Here is a 24,613-nt window from a genome sequence, read left to right as displayed (position 1 = left end):
CATGGATCGCAAGGTGGTGGTACCAGGTGATCTTCTCTCTGAGGATGCCAAGAGGTCGGGCGAGGGGACTTTTGTCAAGGACGGAAACGTCTACTCTTTGCTGTACGGACTTGCGAACTACAGGGATAAGATAAATGTCATACCCCTAGCGGGGAAGTATATGCCCGCAACTGGGGATAATGTAATAGGAGTGGTGAAGGACGTAACCTTCTCCAACTGGATCGTGGACATCAACTCGCCTTATGATGGGCTTTTGCACATCTCTGAGTTTCCCAGGAGGATTGAATCGGATGAGATGTCCAAATATCTGCGCATCGGCAGCTCCATTATGGCCCGGGTGAAGGATGTGGATCCCACAATGAAGGTGGAGCTAACCCTAAATGACAGAAAGCTGGGCCCGATCAGGACGGGACAGGTCGTAGAGATCAGCCACACCCGGGTGCCCAGGCTCATCGGCAAGGGCGGCTCCATGATCAGCATGCTGAAAAAAGAGGTAAAATGCAGCATATTCGTTGGTCAGAATGGCAGAATCTGGATCAACGGCAGTGCAGATGATACGGATCTGGCGCTCAAGACAATTGCCCTGATAGAGAAGGAAGCGCACACCAATGGCCTGACGGACAGGATTGTGAACTTCCTTAAGGCAGAGAAGAAGGCCAGAAGTTGATCGCTATGGATGAGAATGACATATCATTTTTTAAAGATGGACTCCGCCTGGACGGCCGGCGAGCAGATGAGCTCAGACCGGTGAAGATCGAGGCGGGAGTCCTGGCCAGAGCTGACGGCTCGTGTTATATTGAGATGGGAGGAAATAAGGTAATAGCTGCAGTATATGGGCCAAGAGAGGTTCACCCCAGGCATCTGCAGGAGGTGACAAGAGCCATTGTGCGCTACAGATATAACATGGCCTCATTCTCTGTGGAGGAGAGAAAGCGCCCCGGCCCTGATCGCCGCTCCTATGAGCTATCCAAGGTGAGCCGGGAGGCTTTAGAGCCGGTGATACTTACCTCATTTTTCCCCCGGTCGGTGATCGATGTCTTCGTGGAGGTGCTTCAGGCGGATGCGGGAACGAGAACTGCAGGCATAAATGCAGCGAGTGTTGCCCTGGCCGATGCTGGAATCCCCATGAAGAGCATGATATCCTCATGCGCAGCGGGAAAGGTTGGCGGCACAATCGTCTTGGACCCAATGAAAGAGGAGGATAACTTCGGCCAGGCCGATCTTCCCATTGCCATGACGCCCAATGGCGATATAACCCTGATGCAGATGGATGGCAATCTGAGCAAAGAAGAGTTCCGCCAGGCAGTGGAGATGGCCATGAAGGGGGCACGAGACATCTATGAGCTGCAAAGGAGGGCATTAGTGGAGAAGTACAGCCAGATATCAGCAGCACCAGGCCAAGAGGGGGTGCATCTTTGTGAGTAGCGTCATCTCCGAGATCAAGAAGGATTTCATCTATAACCTTCTTCTCAAGGGTGAGAGGATGGATGGTCGGAGCTTCGATCAGTACCGGGAGATATCCATTGAAAGGGATGTCATCCACAAGGCAGAGGGCAGCGCTCTGGTCAAGCTGGGCTCCAGCCAGGTTCTGGTGGGGGTGAAGATGCAGCCTGGAGAGCCCTTCCAGGACTCTCCCAACCGGGGAGTAATAATCACCAATGCCGAGCTTGTACCCCTGGCATCACCCTCATTCGAGCCCGGGCCACCCAATGAGGTGGGCATAGAGCTAGCCCGGCTGGTCGACCGGGGAGTGCGCGAATCCAAGGCAGTGGACCTTGAGGCGCTATGCATCGAGTCAGGAAAGCAGGTCTGGATAGTGTTCATCGATGTGCATATCCTTGACGACTGCGGAAACATCCTCGATGCTGCCTCCCTGGGAGCAATAGCCGCTCTCTTATGTACCAAGGTGCCTGCCTCGAGATTCGGCCTGGGCGAGGATTATATTCTGCCCATCAAAGATATTCCTATAGCCACGACAGCTATTGAATTTTCCGATGCGTTGATGTTCGATCCCGGGGTGGAGGAGGAGGCGATAGCCAACACCAAGCTCACCGTCATCACCACCACAAATGGGGAGATCTGCGGCATACAGAAGGGCGGCACAGGAATGCTCAAGCCTGAGCAGGCCTACCGCATCATTGATATAGCATGTGAGAAGGCGAGGGAAATCCGGGAAAAGTTTCTGGAAGCTTAAACGGAAGTAAAGATCATGGCAAAGCATACTAAAAAAGGAAGAAAGAGCAGATCGGCTGCCAGGTTCAGCTCAAGGTATGGCCGCAAATCAAGGAAGCTGGTGGCTGATCTGGAGGAGAAGAGCAAGGCCTTATATGATTGCCCACAATGCGGGAGGAACAGAGTAAGGAGGACCAGCACAGCTATCTGGAGCTGTAGAAAATGCGGATATACCTTTGCAGGTGGCTCCTTCCTGCCTGAGACCTCCTTGGGCCGCTCTGTCTTGAGGTCTCTCAAGAAGAGCCTTGAGGCGGATTAGAAGATGACCTATAAGTGCACCAGATGCAAGAGGATCGTGGAGATCGATTACGAGTATAGCGGCATACGCTGCCCTTACTGCGGCCATAGGATCCTGATGAAGGAGAGGCCCACCACGGTCAAGAAGATAAAAGCCATCTGATGCTGGTCACCACCTCGCGCGATCCCTCCGCCAAGACGAGAAGGTTTGGCAGAGCCCTGGCGGCGTTCCTCTCCCTTCCCTATCTCAATCGGGGAAAGCTTGGTCTCTCAGGAGGGGAGACCTGGCTGGTGGTGGTGGAGGATCATGGCAATCCCCAGGGCCTGGCCAAGCGTTCGGCGGAAGGAGAGGATTTGCTCTTCTTCCGGCTGCTGGAGGAGCCGGCGATGAGAGGGATGAAGAGAGGGGTGCCAGTGGTGACAGGAATGGCGGCGGAATCGAAGGCGATTGCCCAGTTCTTCGAGCTGGATTGGTCGGAGTCGCCCGATCGGAAGGCAAGATTGATTTCCGTGGCATCTGGCAGGATCGATTTCATGGACGAAGGCAGGACCAGGTTCAGTCTAAGGCTATGAAGGGCTGGGCAGAGCTGGTCTTCGAGACACCTCATCCCCGGGAGATCTATCATGCACTGGCACCGGAGCTGGAGGATGAAGCTCACCGGTCCCAGGTCGAGCTGATCGAGGGACCGGGCTTTGTTCGATTGAAGATCTCAGGCGAGGACGTGGTCTCCCTTCGGGCAGCCTTAAATACCTGGATAAGATTGGTCAAGATCGCAATTGAGATGGTGAGTTTATGAGTGGCGAATTGCCCCCGCAGATACAAAACCAGTTGGCTCAACTTCAACAGCTTCAGCAGCAGGCTCAGGCCGTTATGACTCAGAAGACCCAGATCGAGGGCCTGATCAGAGAAACCGATGCCGCTTTAAGAGAGCTGGAGAAGAGCCCGGACGACGCAGTTATATACAAGAGCGTCGGCGAACTTCTCTTCAGAGCGGATAAAGCTAAGCTGACTGAGGAGCTGAAAGAGAGAAAGGACATGATGGATATCAGGCTTAAGACGATGGTCAAGCAGGAGGAGCGCATTCAAGGGCGTTTCACCCAGCTTCAAGAGCAGCTTAAGCAGTCGCTAGGTCAGATGCCGCCCAAGGGCGGCTAGACAAATTCGCGGACCCGTGGCTTAGCCAGGATATAGCACCGGGCTTCTAACCCGGGGGTCGCGGGTTCGAATCCCGCCGGGTCCGTCTTATCATTGAGAGGATATATGTGCGAGCTGACAGTTTATACCCTTAGAGGTGGCGTCCGGGATAAGGTCATGACGGGCGTGGTCAGATTGGTGGTTCATGAAGGAAAGGTCATCTTAGAGAGCATCTTCGGCGACTCCATGGAGGTCGAGGGGAAGATCTCTGAGGTGAATATCATGTCCCAATCGGCGACGATTATCGGATGACCTTTCAGGTCTATCTTTCAGGTCTGCCCTCCTGCTCACCAATCCGCATCTGCTTCGGCTCACAAGGCTTATGGACTTGAATATCGATCCGAAGGCCATGAGACTGATTGAGATGGCTTGTGTGCTGTCCATATCCCTGCTTATTGCATCGGTGATGGGCTGCATAGCAGATGAGAGCGAAGGCTCCTTAAAAACCAATCCGGATATTCCAAAAACGATGCTACCGGATGGATTCAAGCTTTTGGCTGCTCTCCCTGAGATGGACCCCAGTGTTAATATGACCGAGTATATAACCAAGTTTTATGGAGAGAAAAAGATAGAGCCTCTTGAGATCTCCGTTGGGATATACCAATGGGAGGCCAAGGGCGGCATACCTTATGATGCCAAGATCACCTACATCCGCCTACCTGATGAGGAGCAGGCTCTGGCTGCCATCGATAACTTCAGGTCCCAGGGGGATTACGTCCGGCAGCTCTCCCGGGGCCTTGATATCTTTGGCAATGCCACAGTCAACGGCCATGATGCTCTGGAGATCAGGCATATCCAAAACAGCGAAAGTTATAAATATATTTATCTTTGGAACAATGTTAATGTGGTGGTGCTGACAGAGGGCAATAATGATAGAGATCAGAGCCTGCAGCTTGCTGCTGCCACAGGCCTCTGAACTCTTTTTTTTTAATATAATCCGGTCTTAGAGCGAATCCTACAATCTCTTGTAGCTCAGCTCTAAATCTCCCTCGCTCCATCTGTAGACCGGATAGCTCTTGCGCCTGTGGCCTGAGGCCTGCAAAGCCTGCACCACCAGGGGGACGGTTATGGTGGCATCGGAGAAGACCTGCACCTTGCTTGCCTCCTTTCTCACCTTGCCCCAGGAGACGGCCTCCTCAAATGTGCAGCCAGAGAGCCCACCCCAGTGGGGGGAATCAGTGGTATATTGAATGGCATAGTTGTGGCCACCGGTATAGGTGCCCACCATCTCCGTTATGACCTCTGCCTGCTGGATGAAGTTCTTGGGAACACCACCCCCGATGTAGATCACCCCTGTCTTGTCAGACCTCTCCACGATCCTTGTGATCTCGTCCACATCCTTGATCTGATCAACCAAGACCCGACAGCCATCGCGCAGAGCCATGACCATTCCTATGCCCCAGGAGCTGTCTCCTAAGGCTGGAACGAAGATGGGAACGCCGGATTTATGAGCAGCGCCAAGGATGGTGGTATCTGGAAGATCTCTGCCCACCATCTCCATCAGCTCGCGGGAGGAGTAGTGGCGCTCCCGGTCCAGGCCCTTTACGAAATCCGATATGTAATTGTCCGCCTTATTCAGCTCGGTATCGGAGACGAAGACATTGTAGATCCTGTCGATCTTGCACTCATTCAGATAGGAATCATCAACACTGCAGCTTCCCAGAAAGTGAATTATCCCCATTCCCTCGCACAGGTCGTGGAACAGATTGGCCCCTGTGCTCACCAGACAGTCCACCTTCCTCTCCCGTAATAGATAGGCTATGAACTCGCCCAGCCCTGCTGGGACCATCGCCCCGGCCAACCCCAAGAAGATGGTGACATCCTCCTCCATCATCTTCTCCCAAATGCGCAAGGATGTGCCGAGTTGGCCTCCCTGAAAGCCCATCCTGGCCATATCGCCAACCAGTTCAGCGACGCCCCGATTCTTCACGGGTATCGTCGTCCTGATCCGCTCACCATTGAAGAACGCTTTGTGATCATAATTGTGTTCCATGGCTGGGGATTGACCTGAATACTCTTAAAGATTATCCATCCCTGGCCCACCCCCTATCCTTTTCCTGCATATCTTTTTTCCCCTGTCAAGACGCAATACCCCATCAAATTTCATTGTCCATTCCGCCTTCATCATGAAGTTTTATATACCTTAAAGATCTCTTTAGCAAGGTTCGAAGGGATCGGCCCCGCATCACGGAAAAGCTGAACTGCATGTCTGTGATGCGATCTTGGCTGGTGGAGAGAGCATAGAGGTGGATGAAGTTATTCAGGCCCGAAGGTGTGGGCAGCAGATGAAGGAGGTGGAGAGATGTGTGGACGACTGAAGATTCCATTGAGCTGTACGGAATAGAGAAATGGGGCAACGGCTACTTTTCGGTGAATGATAATGGAAATATCATTATACTGCCCAAAAAGAGTCCCGAGCAATCGGTGGACATCATGGATCTCATCGAGGAGATGGAGAAGTCTCGTGATCTGGAGTTCCCTGTCCTTCTCCGCTTTCCTCAGATACTGGAAGATCGAATAGATGAGATCACCGGAGCATTCATGGGGGCGATAGAAGAGTTCGATTATTCCGGCACCTATCAACCCATCTTTCCCATGAAGGTGAACCAGAGAAAGGAGGTTATCGAGTATATCATCAAATTTGGGGCCAAGCATAACATCGGCATGGAGGTAGGAACCAAGGCCGAGCTTTTAGCCGCCCTCTCCTTGGGCCTGCCCAGGGATGCTCCTTTGATCTGCAATGGCTACAAGGATGAGGACTACCTCCGCCTCGCCCTGAGCGTTCATAATTTAAATAATATAATCATAGTGGTAGACCTTTTCGAGGAGATATATGATATACTGAAGTACGCTGATGCCATGGGGGTGGTGCCCAGGGTCGGGATGAGGGTGAAGCTCTTCGCCCGGGGCTCAGGCCGGTGGGTGGAATCGGGGGGGGAGTCTGCCAAGTTCGGCCTTTCCACCAGCGAGGCTCTGGAGTTATTGAGAATCCTAGATGAGAGGGGGCTTAAGGGCTGCCTGAAGATGCTCCACTTCCACATCGGCTCGCAGATCACAGATATCCGCACAGTCAAGAACGCCATGAACGAGGCGGCAAGGATCTATGCCAAGGTGCGAAAGATCTGCGATATCAAGTATCTGAATGTGGGTGGCGGCCTCTCTGTAGACTACAATGGCTCGAACACCGCCACCCCCTCTTCTGCCAACTACTCTCTGCAGGAGTATGCCAATGATGTGGTCTATACAGTGCAGAAGATCTGCGATGATGAGGAGGTGCCCTATCCCACTATAGTCTCCGAGAGCGGCCGGGCAATTGCTGCCTATCACAGCTTGCTGATCTTCAAGATCATCGGCCGGAAGAACGCCAAAAGCTCCCCCTTGCATCCTCCTGATGATGAGGCCCCCATCCAGATCGATGACCTATGCAGCGCCTTCAAGGAGATCAATATCGATAACTACAAAGAGCACTACCATGATGCTCTGCAGTACAGAGATGAGCTTTACGACTCCTTCAATCTGGGCAATATAGATCTCGAGGAGAGGGCCAAGGGAGAGACATTATTCTGGATGGTCTGCAAGAAGGCGGCCTTCCTGGCCAAGGAGGCAGGGGATGAGTCGGATGAGTTCCTGGAGCTGAAGAAGCTGGTCAGCCAGAAGTACATCGGCAACTTCTCCCTCTTCCAGTCCGTTCCTGACATGTGGGGGGTAGAGCAGATATTTCCCACCATACCATTGCACCGCCTGGATGAGATGCCCAGCGAACGGGGCAGGATCGTGGATATCACCTGCGACTCAGATGGGGAGATCAAGAGGTATGCCGGGGATAGCGAGGGCCTGGAGTACCTGGAGATGCATACCCTGCTGGAGAATGAGGACTACTATCTGGGCATCTTCCTCCTGGGAGCCTATCAGGATACCCTGGGGGATTTCCATAACCTTCTGGGCTGTGCTCATGAGGTGCATGTCATGACAGATGAGAGCGAGTGGTACATCTGCCAGAAGGTGGAGGGCGACACCTGCAAAAAATTGCTTGATTTCTTCAACTACGAGACCAAGGATTACATCTGGGAGATCATGGACCAGTGTGTGACCAGAAAGGAGAGCATCCAAAGGCGGGAGCTGGAGCAGATCGAGGCCGAGCTGAACCGCACCCTCAAGGGCTATACCTATTTCATAACCCGCCCTCGAAAGCAGGCAAAGAGGAAAGAGACGGAGAGGGATATGGGCTGCAGCGTCCTGAAATATTGAGGGGCGGGGCTGAGATATCACAAGGCAGTCGATGCTTTCCTCATCCCGGGGCGCCAGCCCCCTCCTTGCCCTTCCCGGAGTTCTGGCCAGCATCTCCTCTGCAGCCATAGGGCTGCTAGCCCTCTTGACCTCTCTTGCCTCATTTGGCCGGCAGGCGGAGTACGGTTATATCATCTCCCCGGGGGCAGGAGGAATTCTATTCATTCACCTTGCCCTGGCGGGAGCTGTGGGTATGGCCATCTACCTGCAAAGGGAGAGGGGTGCAAGGGGGCTGCAGATATTGCAGGCTCTGAATGCCCTCATCTCACTTCTGCTCTTTGTCCACTTCCGGGAATGGGCAGGCTGCTTATTCCTGATTTTCGTTGCCGCAGCCCTCTATTATTCATACCTGAGGAATAGCAGTGCTCCATTGCTCTTATCTTCCGGACTGATAGGCTTCGTCATCGCCCAGCTGGCCATAACCACCCTTCCATATGGCTGGAAGACCTGGGCCATCCCCGGGGTGCTCTTCCTTCTCGCTGCGCTGATCTCTCTCCTGGAGGGGCGTCTATTTCTGCCGGGAACGGGCCGGGGAGCGGGATCTGGCCGTGCCTGCAGACTCCTCTATGCTCTGTTCTGCGCTCTGATCACATTTGCTGTCATAGCTCTGCTCATGCAGGTTCCTCATGAGGCCGGGCCGGGCCTGGCCGGTGCAGCGAGACCAGGGGCTGCCCTTCCTCTGAATCCGGCAGATGATGCCCTTCCCTGGGGCAAGATCGCCTCCCCAGAGGATGTGCGGACCTTTTCCCTGGGGGAGAGCATCCTCTTTCAGGCCCGGGCATGTGAGAGGGAGCCCTGCCAGTAGCTGTGGTGCTCCGACCGGGATGGCATCCTATCGAGCAACCAGTCCTTTTCCAGCAGCGGCTTAAGCGTGGGATGGCATATCATCACCCTCACCACCGCCGATGCCTCTGGCCAGACCCTCCGGGATTCCATAGAGCTGGGGGTGGCCCCGCCCTCGGCCTGCAGCGATCTCTCCCCCCGGCCCAGGTACTATCCAGTGGACACCCCCTGCCAGGGCGCCTGGCCCAATGGCACCGAGTCCTGCCAGCAGATTGAGGTCTGCCATCCGGATCTGGACTATATTGTGCTGGATGCTGTGCGTTGCTGCAATGGCACCGCCTCCAGTCCCGCCTGCGCCTGGGCACGAGATCGCTCTGAAGGCAACAATAAGCGATGCCGGGGGCTTTACATCATCCGCGCCTTCGGGCCGGATGCAGTCTACATGCAGGGCTATGCCCTCTTCAAGGCCTGCTGCTCCGGCTATCCGGAATGCACCCGCACCACCTGGCCCAGCCCCGCCGGGACGACATCATTCCGGGAGGGCTTCAACCAGAATGTGGCCGGGCTCTCCTGCCGGCCAGAGGAGTGGGGCGTCTCTGCCTGGCGCTCGGACACGAACATGAGCGAGAACAGTGCCGTTCTGGGGCTATTCCCCGCCCATGCCACAATCAACATTCTGCAGACCGGGGTGTGCGTGGATTATGCTGCCGCTCTGGCCACTGCTCTGCGCAAAGCCGGCTACAGCAAGAGCGAGGTCATGGTTGCCGCCAGCCTGGGATATGACCTGTCCCTGCTGGGAGAGCATCCCGGCCATGCCTATAACCTGGTGAAGCTGCCGGGAGAGGAGAGATATTATATCGTGGACACCACAGGAAATGGCGAGGGGATAAATCTGGACGGCCTGCCTCACTACTTCTGGTTTGTGGGCAACTTCATGAGCCAGCCGGTCCGCATCCGGGTCTTTGACTGGTGGGTGGGCTACTGCAGCAAGATCTCTCCCGATGGATTCAATGATCTGGGCAATATAAAGACCCCCCCAAGCTCAGAGATCTGCGGATGTCCGGGCTGAGGAGGAAGATGCAGGCGAATGCTTTGAGGCGCAGGCGGAGGGCCGCCCCGGCCTTATAAGGGAGGGGCTCTCTTGCCAGGAGGGGTAGCAGTGGCCTTGCCGCTGGATGTGGCGATCATCTGTCCAATGGCTATAGTGGCAATGTGGCAAAGCTGCCGGCTCTCGCCCCGCTGCCAAGGGTATTGATCGACCTTTCTCTTGGAGGCTGATAGGTGCTCACTTTAGAGTCTGTCTTGCCCTGGGCGAATACATCCACAATCACCACATTGCTGGGCTGACTGTTGACTACGAAGTAGAGCATATGTCTTCCCGCGCTCTCTGCATAATAGCTCATGCTATTGTAGCCGGAGTTGAACTGATAGGTCATATACTTCGAGCTGACGGCATCGGTCTGGACGGTCTCATAAAAGCCTGCTGTTCCGCTGACCGGTAGATGGGCTACCAGTTGCAGCCAGGTGCCCACTGGAACCACGGCATATTGCGTCCAGTTGTTCGTCCCCTGGATCCACAGGTCGTTGCTCTTGGAGGACAGGGATGCATACTGAGAGTATGGCAGGCCGGCGCCGCCTCCATAGTACACCACTGAGGGCGCTCTATCAGTGATGTCGAACTTTGCCGGATTGCTTATTATCCCGCCGGTTGTCGGTTTTGCCGTCGAATGATACTCTCTGTAAGGGTAGAATGTGCTCTCGCTATATGGCTGGCGGTAGAAGGAGCCATCTGCAGTGTACCAGGGGAGTCTGGGGACCGGCTGGTCCAGCCAGCGCAACATTCCGGCGAGGCCCGGATCGTCTGTTCGACTGGAGCTGACAGCTCTGAAGGCCGAGGAGTCCTGGCCAGAGGAGCTTCCAATCAGCAGGCATACGGCGAGCATTGCCGCAAAGATCATAAGCATAATCCTGTTGCACTTCATAAAATCACCTAACTATTGGATGAACTGATAATTTAAGGGATATTCTTATGAGATATATAATCATGCACGGAGGGTGGAGATTGGATTTTGCATGATTCTGCCTGGCGGCCGCATGGGATCGATCCTTTCTCTGTGTCCCAGCAGCGGAACTGGACGCCCCGGTGGCTCCTCACCCGGTAGCCTATGGCCAGGATCATATCCAGGCTGTAGAAGCCGACAAGCCGCTCTATCCGGCGGCTGCCCTCGGTTTGAACTATCAGGAACTTCCGAATAGTTGCCTTGGGGCTCTGCTCGTGATCGCTGTAAATAGTGGAGATATGCTCACCATCCCGATGACGTATGGCCTTCCATCGGCAAGGAAGACTGGGATGGATGCCCTATTCGCGATCTGAGCGAGTGGCTTGCCTGCCTCAAGCTCGGATATTACTGATATCTTGAGATCTCGGTCGTAACGCCGCCTGGTCTTCTTCCTGCACTTCCCCAGCATGAGTCGGCATTGATCAACTCATTGCCCACTCTGAGGCTCACTCCGCTGATCAATACAAATCGATTTTGCCTCAACCTCAGCGCTCAGGCCATGGAATGAACCAAATGTATTTAAGGCTTAACTGAGATCAAATAAACTTGAAAAAAGACAAATTAATTTAATGGTGATCGAATGAGAGTAAAAGCCTATTTAATCATTCTCGCCCTGCTTCTGGCTCCGGCATTCTCAGAAGAGCAGAACATATCTGTCACCGACGAGGACGGCCGGAATGTGATTGTGCCTGCGAGTCCCAAGAGCATTGTATGCCTCTCTCCAGGGGCTGCGGAGGCGATCTATTCTCTTGGAAGATCAGACCTGATAGTTGCCATTACCGATGACTGTGATATGCCCCCTGCTCTTTTAAAAAAGGAGAGAATAGGAAAGTCCAGTCGAAATGCAGACCTGGAGAGAATAATCGAGTTGAATCCCGATCTTGTGATTGCCAAGACCGGAGGCCTCTTCCCAGAGGATGATGAACAAAGGTTGATGGACTACGGAATTCCCGTCCTGAGGTACCGCCTCCTGCATATAGATGCTCTGATCCAGGTGATCGGCGATATGGGCCGGATTCTAGGAGAGGAGGAGAAAGCAAGCTCTATGGCCGATCAGATCTCTGGATATTATGATTTAATCCTGAATAGAACAGAGACGATAGCAGATGAAGATCGACCCTCGGTCTATTTCATGTCTATGGGCCATTTCGATTGGACAGGCAACAGGAAATCGACTGGACACACCAGAATTACTGAAGCAGGCGGCAGAAATATTGCAGCGAATCTGGAGACCACTGTGCCCCATGTGGATATGGAATGGGTGATCGAGCAAAATCCAGAGATAATCATCTACTCCATGTCAAAAGAGCAGTACAATGCGACTACGCCTACAATTGAGGAGATGGAGGCCAAAAGAGATGAGATCATGTCCCTTCCTGGCTTTGAGAGCATAGATGCCGTTAAAACCGGGCGGATCTACGTCACTGATATTAAGATGGCAAGCGGTCTCTCGGAGATGGTGACCATGCTCTACTATGCCAAGTGGTTACATCCCGACCTCTTCGGAGATATCGATCCTCGAGAGGTTCACGAGGAGCTTTTAAAGAAATACTTCGATATGGAAATCGACGGCATCTATCAGGTTTATCCCGATGCCCCGGTTGATAAGGAGGATGGAGAGGATGCTCTTAGGACGATCACCGATGCCAATGGCAGCTTTGCTTTTAGCAACCTGCCGGCTGGAACATATCCTGTCACCGCCTCCAAGTCTGTGATGGGCATCTATCCTTATCTGGGAAATGCAACCGTTCAGCTCAGGGAAGATCTTGAGGACCTGGAGATAAGGCTGAAGAGCTCTGATGAGAACGAGCTTGCGAAGTTCAATGAAGCGATCCTGGACCTACCGGATGCAGATGGCAATATGAACATCAAAGGAACTGTGTATGGACCAAACCAGCCGGGCGCCAAACCATCCATAATACCTTACGAAGATGCAGAGGTTAAGCTGACTGAGTATTCAACGATATAAGATTTCGGGATTAATTAAGTTTTTTTATTTTTATGTATCATCCTGTACTGCACTTTCCAAGATACTTTCTACTAATTTTTTATTATTCAAATTATTCTCCTTGTTAGATTTTCAATCCTAGACCTTTAAGCACATGAAGTAGTCCACCTTTCGGCACAGGTAAATTAAAATACATCATGATGTATTCAAATGTTTCTCCAAGTGCCTGATTTTACTTGATCGATCATCTCGCCCATTGTTCTTGGATTTGAGCCGTCTTTTGCTGATGGATTGTCTATTTCCCAGAAGAGAATTGCAGCCCATACTGAAAAGACAAGCTGGATAAATCTCTCAATGGGGTTTTTATCCCTTAATTGATAATCCTTGAACCCCAATTTTGATTTGTTTCTCGGCGGGCTGTTTCGATATCCCATCTATCCTCATAAATAGATATGACTTCTTTCGGAGAAAGGGATTTATCAGTTTATGATATACTTTGTTCCTCCGTCTCTCTTTCTTTTAGAAATAATAAGTTTGACCTCTCCGATGCGATCAATTATAATATTTTTGTAACTATTCAGCCACCCAGTCGAACCTCTTTTTTCCTTCCGATACTTCATGAATCATAACGTACGATAATCGGCCCAAAATTTAAATATTAATTGCAATCATATAACCGTAATAATGGAGGGGCGCAATTCTCATCAAATCCTAAAGAAGGGTATCGATCCAGATAATTCCCTCAATTCATCAGATTTAAGCATATCCATTTTGTTGAGTCGCGAAGATATTCTGGCAATTTATGAGGAAGGTCCTGAAGCAGTCATTGCAACCATACAGATCCTATGCTCAATCATCAATAAACAAGCAGCAAGGATTGCCGAACTGGAAGAGAGAGTAAAATCATTGGAGGATCAAATCAATAAGAATAGCCGCAATAGCAGCAAACCGCCCTCTACGGATACCTTTAGAAAGATAAAAGGTCAGCGTAAGCCGAGTGGCAGACCCGTAGGCGGTCAGAAGGGTCATAAGGGACATACCCTGGAAATGGCGGAAAAACCTGATCGCGAGATCGTTCATCAGGTTACAAAATGTGAATTTTGCGGTCGGTCTCTATGCGATGTTGAAGCAACGAATTATGAACGGCGTCAAGTATTCGATTTGCCTCCTATCAAAGTGGAAGTATTCGAACATCAGGCTGAGAGCAAGACCTGCCCCAATTGCGGTTGCCTCAACAAGGCCGCCTTTCCCAAGGAAGTTGCATATCCGGTTCAATATGGAACTCGCTTGAAATCTGTTGCCGTCTATCTAAATCAATATCAGCTCGTGCCCTTTGATCGATTGAGCGAGACTTTCGTTGATCTCTTCGGCCATCGTTTAAGTCAGAGTACTCTGATCGACGCCAATCGTACCTGTTACAATATTTTGGGGCCTGTCGAAGAGGACATCAAGCAGCAAAAGACGAAGGCCCAAAATCTGTTAGAGAGATTGCAGAAGTATCGGAGAGAAGTCTTGGCCTTCATGTATGACTTTGAGGTCCCATTTGACAATAATCAGGCAGAGAGAGATCTGAGAATGATGAAAGTCCAGCAAAAAATCTCAGGAAACTTTAGAAGCTGGGATGGAGCGAAGATTTTTTGCCGCATTAGAGGGTATATCTCTACGGTTAAAAAGAACTCCAGTTCAGTTATCGATGCTATTCAAGGAGCCTTTGAAGGGAAGCCATTCATTCCTCAGAGAACTTTGATTGCGGTCTGAATTCTTAATGATTCCGCGAGCAGGGCTGAATAGTTACCATAAAACATTAGTTATCTTGGGGCAACACCCGCCGGTATTGTCGTCCCTGCCACTGTAATATCGCTGGATTGCACCATCACATTCGCTGAGGTTTAGCCCCAAATCAAAGCATGACGGGGGTCTCCATGCACCTGTATCGGAGATGGTGGTGGTATTATATTGCGGGATGGCATCAACCACGGGGGAAGAGGAGGCCTCAGTCAGTATGGTACGGTTCCCGTATTGGGCCACGGCTTGAACCCTGTTCAACATATCTGCGCCTTCATAATCGAGCTTGACTATCAACTCTATGCTCTGTATGTCGCCTATAGTAAGGGCCAGGAATGACCAGCTCACTACCCGGCCCTGTACAACTGGCTGCATGCTGGAGCTGTAGAATGAAGTGCCTTCTGGCAGCACATCGACGACTTGTACCGGAGACAGAATCTCGTTTCCATCATTAGTGATGTTGATCAAATATGTAATGTAGTTTCCGTCGTTGGCAACGACCATTTTGGTTAAATTGAGGTGAGGGTAGAGGTATTTGGCCACATTGCTCATGGCGAAAGTAGTATCCAGGTTGTAGTTGCCTATTAACATTCTTTCAACTTCTGCCTTATCAATGCCATTAAACTTGCCCCTAAAATATTCCGTTCCATTGAACCTTCCAGTCGTCCCCAAGAAAGAAGGCCCTACCAGCGTCTCCTGTTGAATGTAATCTGCTGAGCTTATGCGTTGCAGTATCTCCGAGCTCTGGCTTGGATTTCTCACATATGAGAACTCGCTCCACTTATTATTATAACTGATGTTGAGACCACCGACTGATTGGTCATTATGCTGGTAGACCATGTTTGAGCTTTTAAGAATAGTGTTAGATGATAATTGCAATTCGGATTCATAGCTGCCGCTTCCGTGCTCGCTGGACCTCAGATCGCATCCCATATTTGCATCCGATGACGCAAAACCAGTCCCTTTGGCGTATTTTGAGTAGCTTCCAGCGTTGAGTGACTGCTCTGTCTGGAAGTCACCGTGGTAAGTCTCGGAGATCTCCAAACGGGTCGCTTTGGTACCCGGTGTGTGAGGCTCTTGTTTCACGTAGCCTATACTGGCTATTCCTCCTGAAAAATTCGATTGGGATGAATAGAGGTCTTGGCTATGATTATTGTAGCCGCCGCTCTTTTTCAGGTCATCCATATATTGATAATTCTCAGCAAAGGAGTCGCCTGTATGGGGATTCTTTATACTGGTCAGGTCAGACCAGGTTGAGCTGAAGCTAACCGTCCTATTCTCGGGCAGATGGAAGGTGGTGGGCTTGTAAGTGGCAGAGATGTCCTTGGCAAGGATAATTGTATCAGCGGTGGTATTGAGATTAGAGATCTCCTCTTCACTATAACTGCCGCTGCCATGCTCTGCGCTCTTAAGATCTGTTCCAAGCTCTCCCTGGATGGCTATCGTACAAGTGGAAGAACTAACTGGCCGGTTATTCTCGTATATGATGGCGGTATTTACCAGGACGGGGCCCTCATACCCGGAAGCGGACAGGCTCTTTCTAACGTTGACGAAACCATCGCCACTTACCGACGAACTTTCATCAAAGGTTATATTTCTGACATGCCGTACTCGAACGCTGACCTGGATAGGTTCACCTTCCCCAGATTTAAGTTCTCCGATATTCCATTGAAGTATGTTTCCTGATTGGGAACTGGGTGCTGGCGAAGCGCTAATCAGGTCCACATTGGGCAGAATATCCTCAATCAAGACGTTATTAGCCGACCTGATGCCATCATAACCATAACTTATATTGTAGTTGACAGCCTCCCCCTCGGCACAGATCGACGTCTCCGAAATCTTATTAATCCATAGGCCGCCCTGGGCAGAAAAGGATAGAGCAGCAAAAATCATCAAAAATAATAGGAGAGAATGAGATGCAATGCGATGCCAGGATTTCATATTTATCTCTATCTCTCCCTTCAGGTGTTATCTTCCAAGGATCTCCCGACTCATTTCTCTGAACGAGCCCAATGAATCACTGGATCTTTGTTGTGCAGGTTATGCCAGTTCGAGGTGTTAATGCTGCTGTTCATGGTGCGGTTCATGGTTGGTGAAATAGCTGGCGGTTGAACCGCAGGCAATGATGTGGTTATGTTTGCTGCACTAATTGTAGACGTAGGAGTCGATTGATTAGCCAGGGACTCAGATGTAGAATTCGTTTGCGCCAGCAATGTATCGGCCTCGTTTTTCAGCATAGCTGATTCATTCCCTGCGTTGAGTGTTGTACTATTTTCTGTAGCATTGACCTTATCCGAAGCTGGAGATGAACTCTGCTCGATCGATCCCTGGCTGGATTCATTTGCCAGCCCGTCGTTCGGGATTATGGTTGCATAGCTGCTCAATAGGTGATCTTTCTCTTGAACCACATAAACCTGGATGCCATTTCCGAAATCGAGCCTTGTTGTGCCATTGTTCTCGGGCAAGACTCCTGGCAGAGTTGAGGTCTCATTGTCTTTTGTCGTCTTTGCATCTACAGGGTTCTCGGGCACTTCTGGCACGGCTGGCGCCGAGATTGTGCTTGTGTTCTCGCTGGAATTGGTTAATATCGCACTGTTGATCGTACCTGATGCGCCAGTATTGTTCACGCTGTTGTTCAAGGTGTTGTTCACAGTGTTGTTCAAGGTGTTGTTCATCCCAGTCATGTTGCCCACAACATCGCCTAATCCTGCTTCAGTCACGTTAGCCGTCTTGTTTGCTGCCATTGCAGAACGAGATACCTGCCCGATGGTAACTGACGCAGTACCATAGCCCTCAATCTGAGAGCTGCAGGGGGTCATGCCTTTGGCTGTAACTTTATTTACCACTACCTTGCCCGAATCGCCCGAGGGCACCTTGCGGGATAGGCTGAAGCTGTAGCTCTTGCCGGGTGACAGAGTTCCTATACTCTTTGTCTGGCCGGTCAGGTTATCGTAAGCTCTGACGTTCTTCAAAGAGACGTCGCCCGTGTTGTTCACCCAGATGGTATAACGGACAACATCGCCGACACTGGCCGAGGTCATGCTCGCAACCTTGGTCACTGTGATCGCAGGGTGAGATATCATATCGACTGTCTTGGTGCTGGAGCTCTCGACCCTTACGCCCGCCGCGGCTCTGCCGGTTGCACTCGCTTTGTTGACCAGAGGCTTGCAGAGGTCTTTCTCTTTAACTTTATAGGTCTGCTCGAAGCTGAAGGTCTGGCCGGGAGCGAGAGAACCTATGTTCTTCCGGTAACCTGTGAGGCTATCGGAGACCATGACGCTATTCAGAGCGACACCACCGGTGTTGTTCACCCAGATCTTATAGCCGATGACATCTCCTAAGCCGGCCTCAGTCACGTTGGCCATCTTGGTTACGGCAATGGCAGGAGGAGATACCTGCCCGATGGTAACTGACGCAGTACCATAGCCCTCAATCTGAGAGCTGCAGGGGGTCATGCCTTTGGCTGTAACTTTATTTACCACTACCTTGCCCGAATCGCTCGAAGGCACCTTGCGGGATAGGCTGAAGCTGTAGCTCTCGCCAGCCGCCAGGGTCCCAATATTTTTTGTCTGGCCGGTCAGGTTATCGTAAGCTCTGACGTTCTTCAAAGAGACGTCGCCCGTGTTGTTCACCCAGACGGTATAACGGACAACATCGCCGACACTGGCCGAGGTCATGCTCGCAACCTTGGTCACTGTGATCGCAGGGTGAGATATCATATCGACTGTCTTGGTGCTGGAGCTCTCGACCCTTACGCCCGCCGTGGCTCTGCCGGTTGCACTCGCTTTGTTGACCAGAGGCTTGCAGAGGTCTTTCTCTTTAACTTTATAGGTCTGCTCGAAGCTGAAGGTCTGGCCGGGAGCGAGAGAACCTATGTTCTTCCGGTAACCTGTGAGGCTATCGGAGACCATGACGCTATTCAGAGCGACACCACCGGTGTTGTTCACCCAGATCTTATAGCCCACAACGTCGCCTAATCCTGCTTCAGTCACGTTGGCCATCTTGTTTACAGAGATTGCAGGAGTTGCAGGAGATACCCTCTCAACTGCAACAGACGCAGTACCATAGCCCTCAGCCAGGGCGCCACAGGGGCTCATGCCTGTGACTGTAACTTTATTTACGATGACCTTGCCCGAATCGCCCGAAGGCACCTGGCGGGTTAGGCTGAAGCTGTAGCTCTCGCCAGCCGCCAGGGTCCCAATATTTTTTGTCTGGCCGGTCAGGTCGTCATGGGCCGTGACGCTGGTCAGAGAGACATCGCCGGTGTTGTTCACCCAGATCTTGTAGCCCACAAAGTCTCCAACCTTTGCCTCAGTAACATTGGCAGTCTTGCTCACCGAGATCGCCGGATTGGATACCATCTCGACGGTCTCGATGTCGAAGCTTTCGACCGTTGCGCTAGACGTGGTGGTGCCGCTGGCTGTCACGTTGTTGACCAGAGGCTTGCAGAGGTCGTTCTCTGCAACTTTATAGGTCTGCTCGAAGCTGAAGCTCTGGCCGGGAGCAAGAGAGCCGATGCTCTCCTGGTGATCTGTGAGGTTGTCGTAGGCGGTGACGCTGTTTAGAACGACATCGCCGGTGTTGTTCACCCAGATCTTGTAGCTCACAACATCACCTATTCCTGCTTCAGTCACGTTAGCCCTCTTGTTTACGGCGATTGCAGGATTAGATACCACCTCTTTCTCGACGGTGACAGACACAGTACCGTAGCCCTCAACCAGGTCGCCGCAGGGGCTGGTACCGTTGGCGGTTACATTATTTACAACGACCTTGCCCGCATCCTCCGCGGCCACCTGGCGGGTTAGGCTGAAGCTGTAGCTCGTGCCGGCCGCCAGAGTCCCTATATTCTCTGTCTGGCCGGTCAGGTTGTCGTAGGCTTTGACGTTATTTAGAGATACATCGCCGGTGTTGTTCACCAGGATGGTGTAGCCTACAACATCCCCGACCTCGGCCTGGGTAACATTGGCCGTCTTGCTCACAGAGATCGCCGGATTGGATACCATCTCGACGGTCTTGAGGCTTGAGCTCTCGACCTCTACTCCTGTCGTGGAGGTGCCGTTGACTGTAATGTTGTTGACCAGAGGCTTGCAGAGGTCCAATTCGGTAACCTGATAGCTCTGGTTAAAGCTGAAGCTCTGGCCGGGAGCAAGAGAGCCGATGCTCTCCTGGTGATCTGTGAGGTTATCGTAGGCTGTGACGTTGTTTAGAGCGACATTGCCGGTGTTGTTCACCAGGATGCTGTAGCCTATGATATCTCCTAAGCAGGCCTCGGTAACATTGGCCGTCTTGCTGACCTCGATTTTCGCTACTTTCGGGACTGCGTTGATCACTCCCAGGGCATCAAAGTCCACTCCGCCGGAGCCGAATGTGACCCACGCATCGTATATCGGGCGGCCTTCGGAATCCTTGAAGTCCCCGCTGCCCGGGATATCCACGATGCGTACATAGTTGATGTTGTTCAGGTCCACGGCCCCGCTGACCACCGCCGGGTCATCAGCAAGGTCGCTCAGGTCGAACGGTGTGCCGTATTTAAAGGCATGCTTGCCCACCAGGTTGTACACGCCGGTGGGATCGATGGTCCCATAGCCTCCCACCCGTCCGGGGGTAAGCGATACGCTCGGGAAGCGGGCGAAGGTCACCCCATCGGTGGACACCTCCACATACCCTAGCTCAGCGAATATGGAGGTCTGACTACCGAACCCGTTCTCGAAGGCCGCGAAGTCCGGACCGGCGCCGTTGGTTATGATCACGTCGAAGCCCAGGGTCAACGAGCCGGGAAGCTCGCCGGCGTTGATCTGCTCCTGAGTCAGGTCGCCCAGGCTTACGATGTGCGTGTTGCTACCGGTCACCGGGCCGAGGGCATTGGAGGGGTCCTTGAAGTTGTTCGTCTGGTTGGCCGGGCTGTAGTCCACCACAGTGGATGCCCAAGCCACAAAGGCGGAGCTGCTTGCTGCTATTGCGGGATCCGGAGCGCCGAGGTTGGTGTTCTCATACGCGGTCGAGTAGATCTTGAGGTTGATGGCGGTCACGTACGCGCTCTTGATCTCATCGTCCGAACCACCGGCGTTGCTCGCAGTCAGCTTGACGGTGTATGTTCCAGCGGTGGAGTAGGTGTAGCTTGGGTTCTGCTCAGTCGAGTCCACTGTGCCGTCGTTCTCAAAGTCCCAGGCCCAGGAGGTCGGAGAGTTCGTCGACAGGTCGGTGAACTGCACTGTTAGGGGAGCGCCGCCGCTCGTGGGGGTAGCGGAGAAGTTCGCCACCGGAGCGCTCACCGGCGTGCTGACCGTGATGTAGTCGGTCTTTATCTCTTCGTCCGAGCCGCCGGCGTTGCCCACAGTCAGGTTGACGGTGTATGTTCCAGCGGTGGAGTAGGTGTAGCTCGGGTTCTGTTGGGTTGAGTCCACGATACCATCATTCTCGAAGTCCCAGGCCCAAGAGGTCGGGGAGTTCGTCGAGAGGTCGGTGAACTGAACGGTGAGCGGGGCGACTCCGCTGGTCACATTAGCGGTGAAGTTCGCCACCGGGGCGGAGGTGATGTCCACGTCTATGTCAACCAGGTAGAGTGCCTGGTCAATCAGCGCTTCATAGCTCACCGGGTCGTAGGGCAGGTAGTAGAACTTTACGTTGTCCCCGTCCTCCAGGGTGTTCTGGGATAGACCAACGGAGGCATAGACATCGTTGATGTAGATGGCCCAGGAGTAGGACCAGTCGGCAGCGTTCTCCACGCCTTCAATCGACTCCAGGAAGAAAGAACCGTAGAGGTCATACCATTCGTCGTTGGCCACGAAGTCGAGGCCAGTACTCTGCAAGGCTCCCAGATCACTCTCGATGGGAAGGTCAGTGTAGACCGTTCCGTCCTTGGCGGTGAAGTCGAAGGTCTGACCGGAGGTCAGGTTCACCGTGTCGTCGTACAGGACCTGCAGCCCCACTGTGATGTAGTCGGTCTTTATCTCGTCATCCGAGCCGCCAGAATTGCTTACCACCAGCTTCACAGTGTATGTTCCAGCACTGGAGTAGGTGTAGATCGGGTTCTGCTCTGTCGAGTCCACGCTACCATCATTCTCGAAGTCCCAGGCCCAGGAGGTGGGGGAGTTGGTCGAGAGGTCTGTGAACTGAACTGTCAACGGGTCAACTCCGCTGGTCACATTAGCGGCGAAGTTTGCCACCGGGGCGGAGGTGATGTCCACGTCTATGTCAACCAGGTAGAGTGCCTGCTCAATCAACGGTGCGTTGGTTCCTGGTTCGTAGGGGAGGTAGTAGAACTTTACGTTGTCCCCATCCTCCAGGGTGTTCTGGGATAGACCAACGGAGGCATAGACATCGTTGATGTAGGTGGCCCAGGAGTAGGACCAGTCGGCAGCGTTCTCCACGCCTTCAATCGACTCCAGGAAGAAAGAACCGTAGAGGTCATACCATTCGTCGTTGGCCACGAAGTCGAGGCCAGTACTCTGCAAGGCTCCCAGATCGGTCTCGATGGGAAGGTCAGTGTAGACCGTTCCGTCCTTGGCGGTGAAGTCGAAGGTCTGACCGGAGGTCAGGTTCACCATGTCGTCGTACAGGACCTGCAGCCCCACTGTGATGTAGTCGGTCTTTATCTCGTCATCCGAGCCGCCAGAATTGCTTACCACCAGCTTCACAGTGTATGTTCCAGCACTGGAGTAGGTGTAGATCGGGTTCTGCTCTGTTGAGTCCACTGTACCATCATTCTCGAAGTCCCAGGCCCAGGAGGTGGGGGCGTTGGTCGAGAGGTCTGTGAACTGAACTGTCAACGGGTCAACTCCGCTGGTCACATTAGCGGTGAAGTTCGCCACCGGGGCGGAGGTGATGTCCACGTCTATGTCAACCAGGTAGAGTGCCTGGTCAATCAGCGCTTCGTAGCTCACCGGGTCGTAGGGGAGGTAGTAGAACTTTACGTTGTCCCCGTCCTCCAGGGTGTTCTGGGATAGACCAACGGAGGCATAGACATCGTTGATGTAGATGGCCCAGGAGTAGGACCAGTCGGCAGCGTTCTCCACGCCTTCAATCGACTCCAGGAAGAAAGAACCGTAGAGGTCATACCATTCGTCGTTGGCCACGAAGTCGAGGCCAGTACTCTGCAAGGCTCCCAGATCGGTCTCGATGGGAAGGTCAGTGTAGACCGTTCCGTCCTTGGCGGTGAAGTCGAAGGTCTGACCGGAGGTCAGGTTCACCGTCTCGTCGTACAGGACCTGCAGCCCCACTGTGATGTAGTCGGTCTTTATCTCTTCGTCCGAGCCGCCGGCGTTGCTCACAGTCAGGTTGACGGTGTATGTTCCAGCGGTGGAGTAGGTGTAGATTGGGTTCTGCTCAGTCGAGTCCACTGTGCCGTCGTTCTCAAAGTCCCAGGCCCAGGAGGTGGGGGCGTTGGTCGAGAGGTCTGTGAACTGAACTGTCAACGGGTCAACTCCGCTGGTCACATTAGCGGTGAAGTTCGCCACCGGGGCGGAGGTGATGTCCACGTCTATGTCAACCAGGTAGAGTGCCTGGTCAATCAGCGCTTCATAGCTCACCGGGTCGTAGGGGAGGTAGTAGAACTTTACGTTGTCCCCGTCCTCCAGGGTGTTCTGGGATAGACCAACGGAGGCATAGACATCATTGATGTAGATGGCCCAGGAGTAGGACCAGTCGGCAGCGTTCTCCACGCCTTCAATCGACTCCAGGAAGAAAGAACCGTAGAGGTCATACCATTCGTCGTTGGCCACGAAGTCGAGGCCAGTACTCTGCAAGGCTCCCAGATCGGTCTCGATGGGAAGGTCAGTGTAGACCGTTCCGTCCTTGGCGGTGAAGTCGAAGGTCTGACCGGAGGTCAGGTTCACCGTCTCGTCGTACAGGACCTGCAGCCCCACTGTGATGTAGCCGGTCTTGATCTCAGAGTCGCTACCGGCACTGTTGGTCGCCGTCAGGTTGACGGTGTAGGTTCCGGCGGTTGAGTAGGTGTAGCTCGGGTTCTGTTCGGTCGAGTCCACGCTACCATCGTTATCGAAGTCCCAGGCCCAGGAGGTTGGGGTGTTGGTCGACACATCCGTGAACTCTACAGCCAACGGGGCCACTCCACGCGTCACGTTAGCGGAGAAGTCCGCCACCGGGGCAGTAGTGGTATCACCGTAGATGGCCGTGGGGAGCCATTGCTTCGAGAGAGCTATGACTCCCCAGGCAGTGCTCTGCATCGGCATATAGCCCGCATTGCTCGATGTCCAATTGATCTGACCATTTTCCTGCTGGAGGCTTATGAGATGGTCGATGGGCGTTTGGCCGTTCTTGACCCATGTCGACGGGTCGTCGCCAATGGCGTAGATGGCCATGATGGCCAGGTTCTCGCTGTTGGAGTTGGAGGGTTGTGTGCTCCCCCCGTCGGCCGGGAAGCCTCCATCTTCGTTCTGGACCGACTCAAGCCAGGAGACCGCCCTCTGTACGGACTCAGAGGACGGATCTTCGCCAGAGGCGATCAAGGCTAGGATCACAAGACTTGTGGTGTCGATGCCGAACCAGTTGCCGTTTGCCCCCTGCTTCTCCATCAGGAAGGCTATGCCCTGCTGGGCCTCGACGCAATTGGGCTCTCCCGCAGCGGCCAGGCCCAATGGCACCAGGGCTTGGGAAAAGAGGTTCGAGTTATTGCCCTTCCTCGCCTCGGTCTTGAGCAGCTCGACGTAGTTCACGCCGCCGAGGTCATAGGGGTTACCGCCCGCGGCAACGACGCCCATCATGTACCGGCCAAGGTTGCCTGCATAGTTGGAAAGGTTGGTCGAGGGCGGATTTGCGGCGAGATAGCCTAAAACGTCGCCCTTTGTCGCCCTGTCGAGGCCGCCAGCCAGGGCCAGAGCCATAGCAGCCTCTGAGGTCTCCCTCTGGTCGCTGGGCTTACCGATGCCGTTGCCAAAGCCCCCGTCGTCATTCTGGCAGGAGAGCACATAATCGATGGCTCTGGCTACGCCGGATGATACATCATCGCCCAAAGACCCGTTGATCCCACCCTCGAGCGTCACCTCTGCAGCCGCAACCGATGTCGCCAGACTCGCCAATATCAATGCCATGCTCCAGAAGAGCACAATAGGACTTTTTTCTCTCAAG

20 protein-coding genes, 1 tRNA gene and 1 pseudogene are annotated in these 24,613 nt (G+C 53.1%); 16 read left to right on the top strand and 6 right to left on the bottom strand.

What is annotated here, in order from left to right:
• The first annotated feature begins 1 nt into the window (after position 1).
• The 11 genes from rrp4 to IPI63_RS00555 all read left to right on the top strand — a co-directional run bounded on the left by rrp4 (position 2) and on the right by IPI63_RS00555 (position 4,580).
• Positions 2 to 667, top strand: coding sequence for an exosome complex RNA-binding protein Rrp4 (gene rrp4, locus IPI63_RS00605; RefSeq protein WP_214080227.1), 666 nt, complete (start codon positions 2 to 4; stop codon positions 665 to 667).
• Between the two features lie 5 nt (positions 668 to 672).
• Positions 673 to 1,425 (top strand): exosome complex exonuclease Rrp41, encoded by a 753-nt coding sequence (gene rrp41 / locus IPI63_RS00600; RefSeq protein WP_214080230.1) that lies wholly within the window; start codon positions 673 to 675, stop codon positions 1,423 to 1,425.
• The gene (gene rrp42, locus IPI63_RS00595; protein WP_214066132.1) at positions 1,418 to 2,194 is read left to right on the top strand and encodes an exosome complex protein Rrp42; all 777 of its coding nucleotides are present in this window, start codon (positions 1,418 to 1,420) and stop codon (positions 2,192 to 2,194) included. Before rrp41 ends, rrp42 begins: the two co-directional genes overlap by 8 nt.
• A 15-nt stretch (positions 2,195 to 2,209) precedes the next feature.
• A complete protein-coding gene (locus IPI63_RS00590; protein WP_214066133.1) occupies positions 2,210 to 2,491 on the top strand; it encodes a 50S ribosomal protein L37ae in 282 nt (93 codons plus the stop codon).
• Positions 2,492 to 2,494: 3 nt separating this feature from the next.
• Positions 2,495 to 2,632, top strand: coding sequence for a DNA-directed RNA polymerase subunit P (locus tag IPI63_RS00585; RefSeq protein WP_214066134.1), 138 nt, complete (start codon positions 2,495 to 2,497; stop codon positions 2,630 to 2,632).
• A complete protein-coding gene (locus tag IPI63_RS00580) occupies positions 2,632 to 3,042 on the top strand; it encodes a hypothetical protein (RefSeq protein WP_214066135.1) in 411 nt (136 codons plus the stop codon). The genes IPI63_RS00585 and IPI63_RS00580 overlap by 1 nt, the downstream gene beginning before the upstream one ends.
• Positions 3,039 to 3,266: a KEOPS complex subunit Pcc1 gene (locus IPI63_RS00575; RefSeq protein ID WP_214066136.1), complete on the top strand. Its 228-nt coding sequence runs from the start codon at positions 3,039 to 3,041 to the stop codon at positions 3,264 to 3,266. Before IPI63_RS00580 ends, IPI63_RS00575 begins: the two co-directional genes overlap by 4 nt.
• Positions 3,263 to 3,625 carry a prefoldin subunit beta gene (locus tag IPI63_RS00570; protein WP_214066137.1) on the top strand — a complete coding sequence of 121 codons (363 nt, stop codon included), beginning with the start codon at positions 3,263 to 3,265 and terminating at the stop codon, positions 3,623 to 3,625. Before IPI63_RS00575 ends, IPI63_RS00570 begins: the two co-directional genes overlap by 4 nt.
• 10 nt (positions 3,626 to 3,635) lie before the next feature.
• Positions 3,636 to 3,710, top strand: a tRNA-Arg gene (locus IPI63_RS00565).
• Between the two features lie 20 nt (positions 3,711 to 3,730).
• The gene (locus tag IPI63_RS00560) at positions 3,731 to 3,916 is read left to right on the top strand and encodes a CooT family nickel-binding protein (RefSeq protein ID WP_214066138.1); all 186 of its coding nucleotides are present in this window, start codon (positions 3,731 to 3,733) and stop codon (positions 3,914 to 3,916) included.
• Between the two features lie 97 nt (positions 3,917 to 4,013).
• Complete coding sequence (locus IPI63_RS00555) at positions 4,014 to 4,580, top strand: hypothetical protein (RefSeq protein ID WP_214066139.1); 567 nt, start codon at positions 4,014 to 4,016, stop codon at positions 4,578 to 4,580.
• Between the two features lie 39 nt (positions 4,581 to 4,619).
• On the opposite strand, the gene IPI63_RS00550 is transcribed toward IPI63_RS00555, so the two are convergent.
• Complete coding sequence (locus tag IPI63_RS00550) at positions 4,620 to 5,657, bottom strand: deoxyhypusine synthase (protein ID WP_292476042.1); 1,038 nt, start codon at positions 5,655 to 5,657, stop codon at positions 4,620 to 4,622.
• A gap of 311 nt (positions 5,658 to 5,968) precedes the next feature.
• Here IPI63_RS00550 and speA point away from each other — a divergent pair, with 311 nt between their 5' ends.
• From speA to IPI63_RS00535, 3 genes are all read left to right on the top strand, one after another.
• Positions 5,969 to 7,912, top strand: a complete 1,944-nt coding sequence (gene speA, locus IPI63_RS00545; RefSeq protein WP_214080228.1) for a biosynthetic arginine decarboxylase — start codon at positions 5,969 to 5,971, stop codon at positions 7,910 to 7,912.
• Positions 7,913 to 7,943: 31 nt separating this feature from the next.
• On the top strand, positions 7,944 to 8,756 hold the full coding sequence (locus IPI63_RS00540; protein ID WP_292476040.1) for a hypothetical protein: 813 nt from the start codon (positions 7,944 to 7,946) through the stop codon (positions 8,754 to 8,756).
• 66 nt (positions 8,757 to 8,822) lie between these two features.
• Complete coding sequence (locus tag IPI63_RS00535; RefSeq protein WP_292476038.1) at positions 8,823 to 9,803, top strand: hypothetical protein; 981 nt, start codon at positions 8,823 to 8,825, stop codon at positions 9,801 to 9,803.
• A 130-nt stretch (positions 9,804 to 9,933) separates the two neighbouring features.
• Here the strand turns inward: IPI63_RS00535 and IPI63_RS00530 are convergent, their stop codons facing one another.
• Together IPI63_RS00530 and rhuM are read right to left on the bottom strand one after the other, a co-directional pair.
• Complete coding sequence (locus IPI63_RS00530) at positions 9,934 to 10,698, bottom strand: hypothetical protein (protein WP_214064460.1); 765 nt, start codon at positions 10,696 to 10,698, stop codon at positions 9,934 to 9,936.
• A gap of 50 nt (positions 10,699 to 10,748) precedes the next feature.
• Positions 10,749 to 10,988: a RhuM family protein gene (rhuM, locus tag IPI63_RS00525; RefSeq protein ID WP_292478165.1), complete on the bottom strand. Its 240-nt coding sequence runs from the start codon at positions 10,986 to 10,988 to the stop codon at positions 10,749 to 10,751.
• A 386-nt stretch (positions 10,989 to 11,374) separates the two neighbouring features.
• Here rhuM and IPI63_RS00520 point away from each other — a divergent pair, with 386 nt between their 5' ends.
• On the top strand, positions 11,375 to 12,763 hold the full coding sequence (locus tag IPI63_RS00520) for a helical backbone metal receptor (protein ID WP_292476036.1): 1,389 nt from the start codon (positions 11,375 to 11,377) through the stop codon (positions 12,761 to 12,763).
• Positions 12,764 to 12,866: 103 nt separating this feature from the next.
• Here IPI63_RS00520 and IPI63_RS00515 read toward each other — a convergent pair.
• A pseudogene (locus tag IPI63_RS00515) lies at positions 12,867 to 13,311 on the bottom strand (IS701 family transposase); the annotation flags it as partial.
• Between the two features lie 202 nt (positions 13,312 to 13,513).
• On the opposite strand from IPI63_RS00515, the gene IPI63_RS00510 reads away from it, so the two are divergent.
• Complete coding sequence (locus IPI63_RS00510) at positions 13,514 to 14,500, top strand: transposase (protein WP_292478163.1); 987 nt, start codon at positions 13,514 to 13,516, stop codon at positions 14,498 to 14,500.
• A gap of 33 nt (positions 14,501 to 14,533) precedes the next feature.
• On the opposite strand, the gene IPI63_RS00505 is transcribed toward IPI63_RS00510, so the two are convergent.
• Both IPI63_RS00505 and IPI63_RS00500 read right to left on the bottom strand, forming a co-directional pair.
• Positions 14,534 to 16,420, bottom strand: coding sequence for a DUF11 domain-containing protein (locus IPI63_RS00505; RefSeq protein WP_292476035.1), 1,887 nt, complete (start codon positions 16,418 to 16,420; stop codon positions 14,534 to 14,536).
• 98 nt (positions 16,421 to 16,518) lie between these two features.
• Positions 16,519 to 24,612, bottom strand: coding sequence for a PKD domain-containing protein (locus IPI63_RS00500; RefSeq protein WP_292476033.1), 8,094 nt, complete (start codon positions 24,610 to 24,612; stop codon positions 16,519 to 16,521).
• Between the last annotated feature and the right edge of the window lies 1 nt (position 24,613).

It is taken from the genome of Methanothrix sp., assembly GCF_016706325.1.
Lineage (GTDB): Archaea > Halobacteriota > Methanosarcinia > Methanotrichales > Methanotrichaceae > Methanothrix.
This window is presented reverse-complemented; position numbering and strand designations above follow the sequence as displayed.

What these genes read in the sequence shown, in the direction of transcription:
- rrp4 (WP_214080227.1), top strand. Translation starts at nt 2, where the DNA reads ATGGATCGCAAGGTGGTGGTACCAGGTGATCTTCTCTCTGAGGATGCC.
- rrp41 (WP_214080230.1), top strand. Translation starts at nt 673, where the DNA reads ATGGATGAGAATGACATATCATTTTTTAAAGATGGACTCCGCCTGGAC.
- IPI63_RS00590 (WP_214066133.1), top strand. Translation starts at nt 2,210, where the DNA reads ATGGCAAAGCATACTAAAAAAGGAAGAAAGAGCAGATCGGCTGCCAGG.
- IPI63_RS00585 (WP_214066134.1), top strand. Translation starts at nt 2,495, where the DNA reads ATGACCTATAAGTGCACCAGATGCAAGAGGATCGTGGAGATCGATTAC.
- IPI63_RS00580 (WP_214066135.1), top strand. Translation starts at nt 2,632, where the DNA reads ATGCTGGTCACCACCTCGCGCGATCCCTCCGCCAAGACGAGAAGGTTT.
- IPI63_RS00575 (WP_214066136.1), top strand. Translation starts at nt 3,039, where the DNA reads ATGAAGGGCTGGGCAGAGCTGGTCTTCGAGACACCTCATCCCCGGGAG.
- IPI63_RS00570 (WP_214066137.1), top strand. Translation starts at nt 3,263, where the DNA reads ATGAGTGGCGAATTGCCCCCGCAGATACAAAACCAGTTGGCTCAACTT.
- IPI63_RS00560 (WP_214066138.1), top strand. Translation starts at nt 3,731, where the DNA reads ATGTGCGAGCTGACAGTTTATACCCTTAGAGGTGGCGTCCGGGATAAG.
- IPI63_RS00555 (WP_214066139.1), top strand. Translation starts at nt 4,014, where the DNA reads ATGAGACTGATTGAGATGGCTTGTGTGCTGTCCATATCCCTGCTTATT.
- IPI63_RS00550 (WP_292476042.1), bottom strand. Translation starts at nt 5,657, where the DNA reads ATGGAACACAATTATGATCACAAAGCGTTCTTCAATGGTGAGCGGATC.
- IPI63_RS00540 (WP_292476040.1), top strand. Translation starts at nt 7,944, where the DNA reads ATGCTTTCCTCATCCCGGGGCGCCAGCCCCCTCCTTGCCCTTCCCGGA.
- IPI63_RS00530 (WP_214064460.1), bottom strand. Translation starts at nt 10,698, where the DNA reads ATGCTTATGATCTTTGCGGCAATGCTCGCCGTATGCCTGCTGATTGGA.
- IPI63_RS00520 (WP_292476036.1), top strand. Translation starts at nt 11,375, where the DNA reads ATGAGAGTAAAAGCCTATTTAATCATTCTCGCCCTGCTTCTGGCTCCG.
- IPI63_RS00505 (WP_292476035.1), bottom strand. Translation starts at nt 16,420, where the DNA reads ATGATTTTTGCTGCTCTATCCTTTTCTGCCCAGGGCGGCCTATGGATT.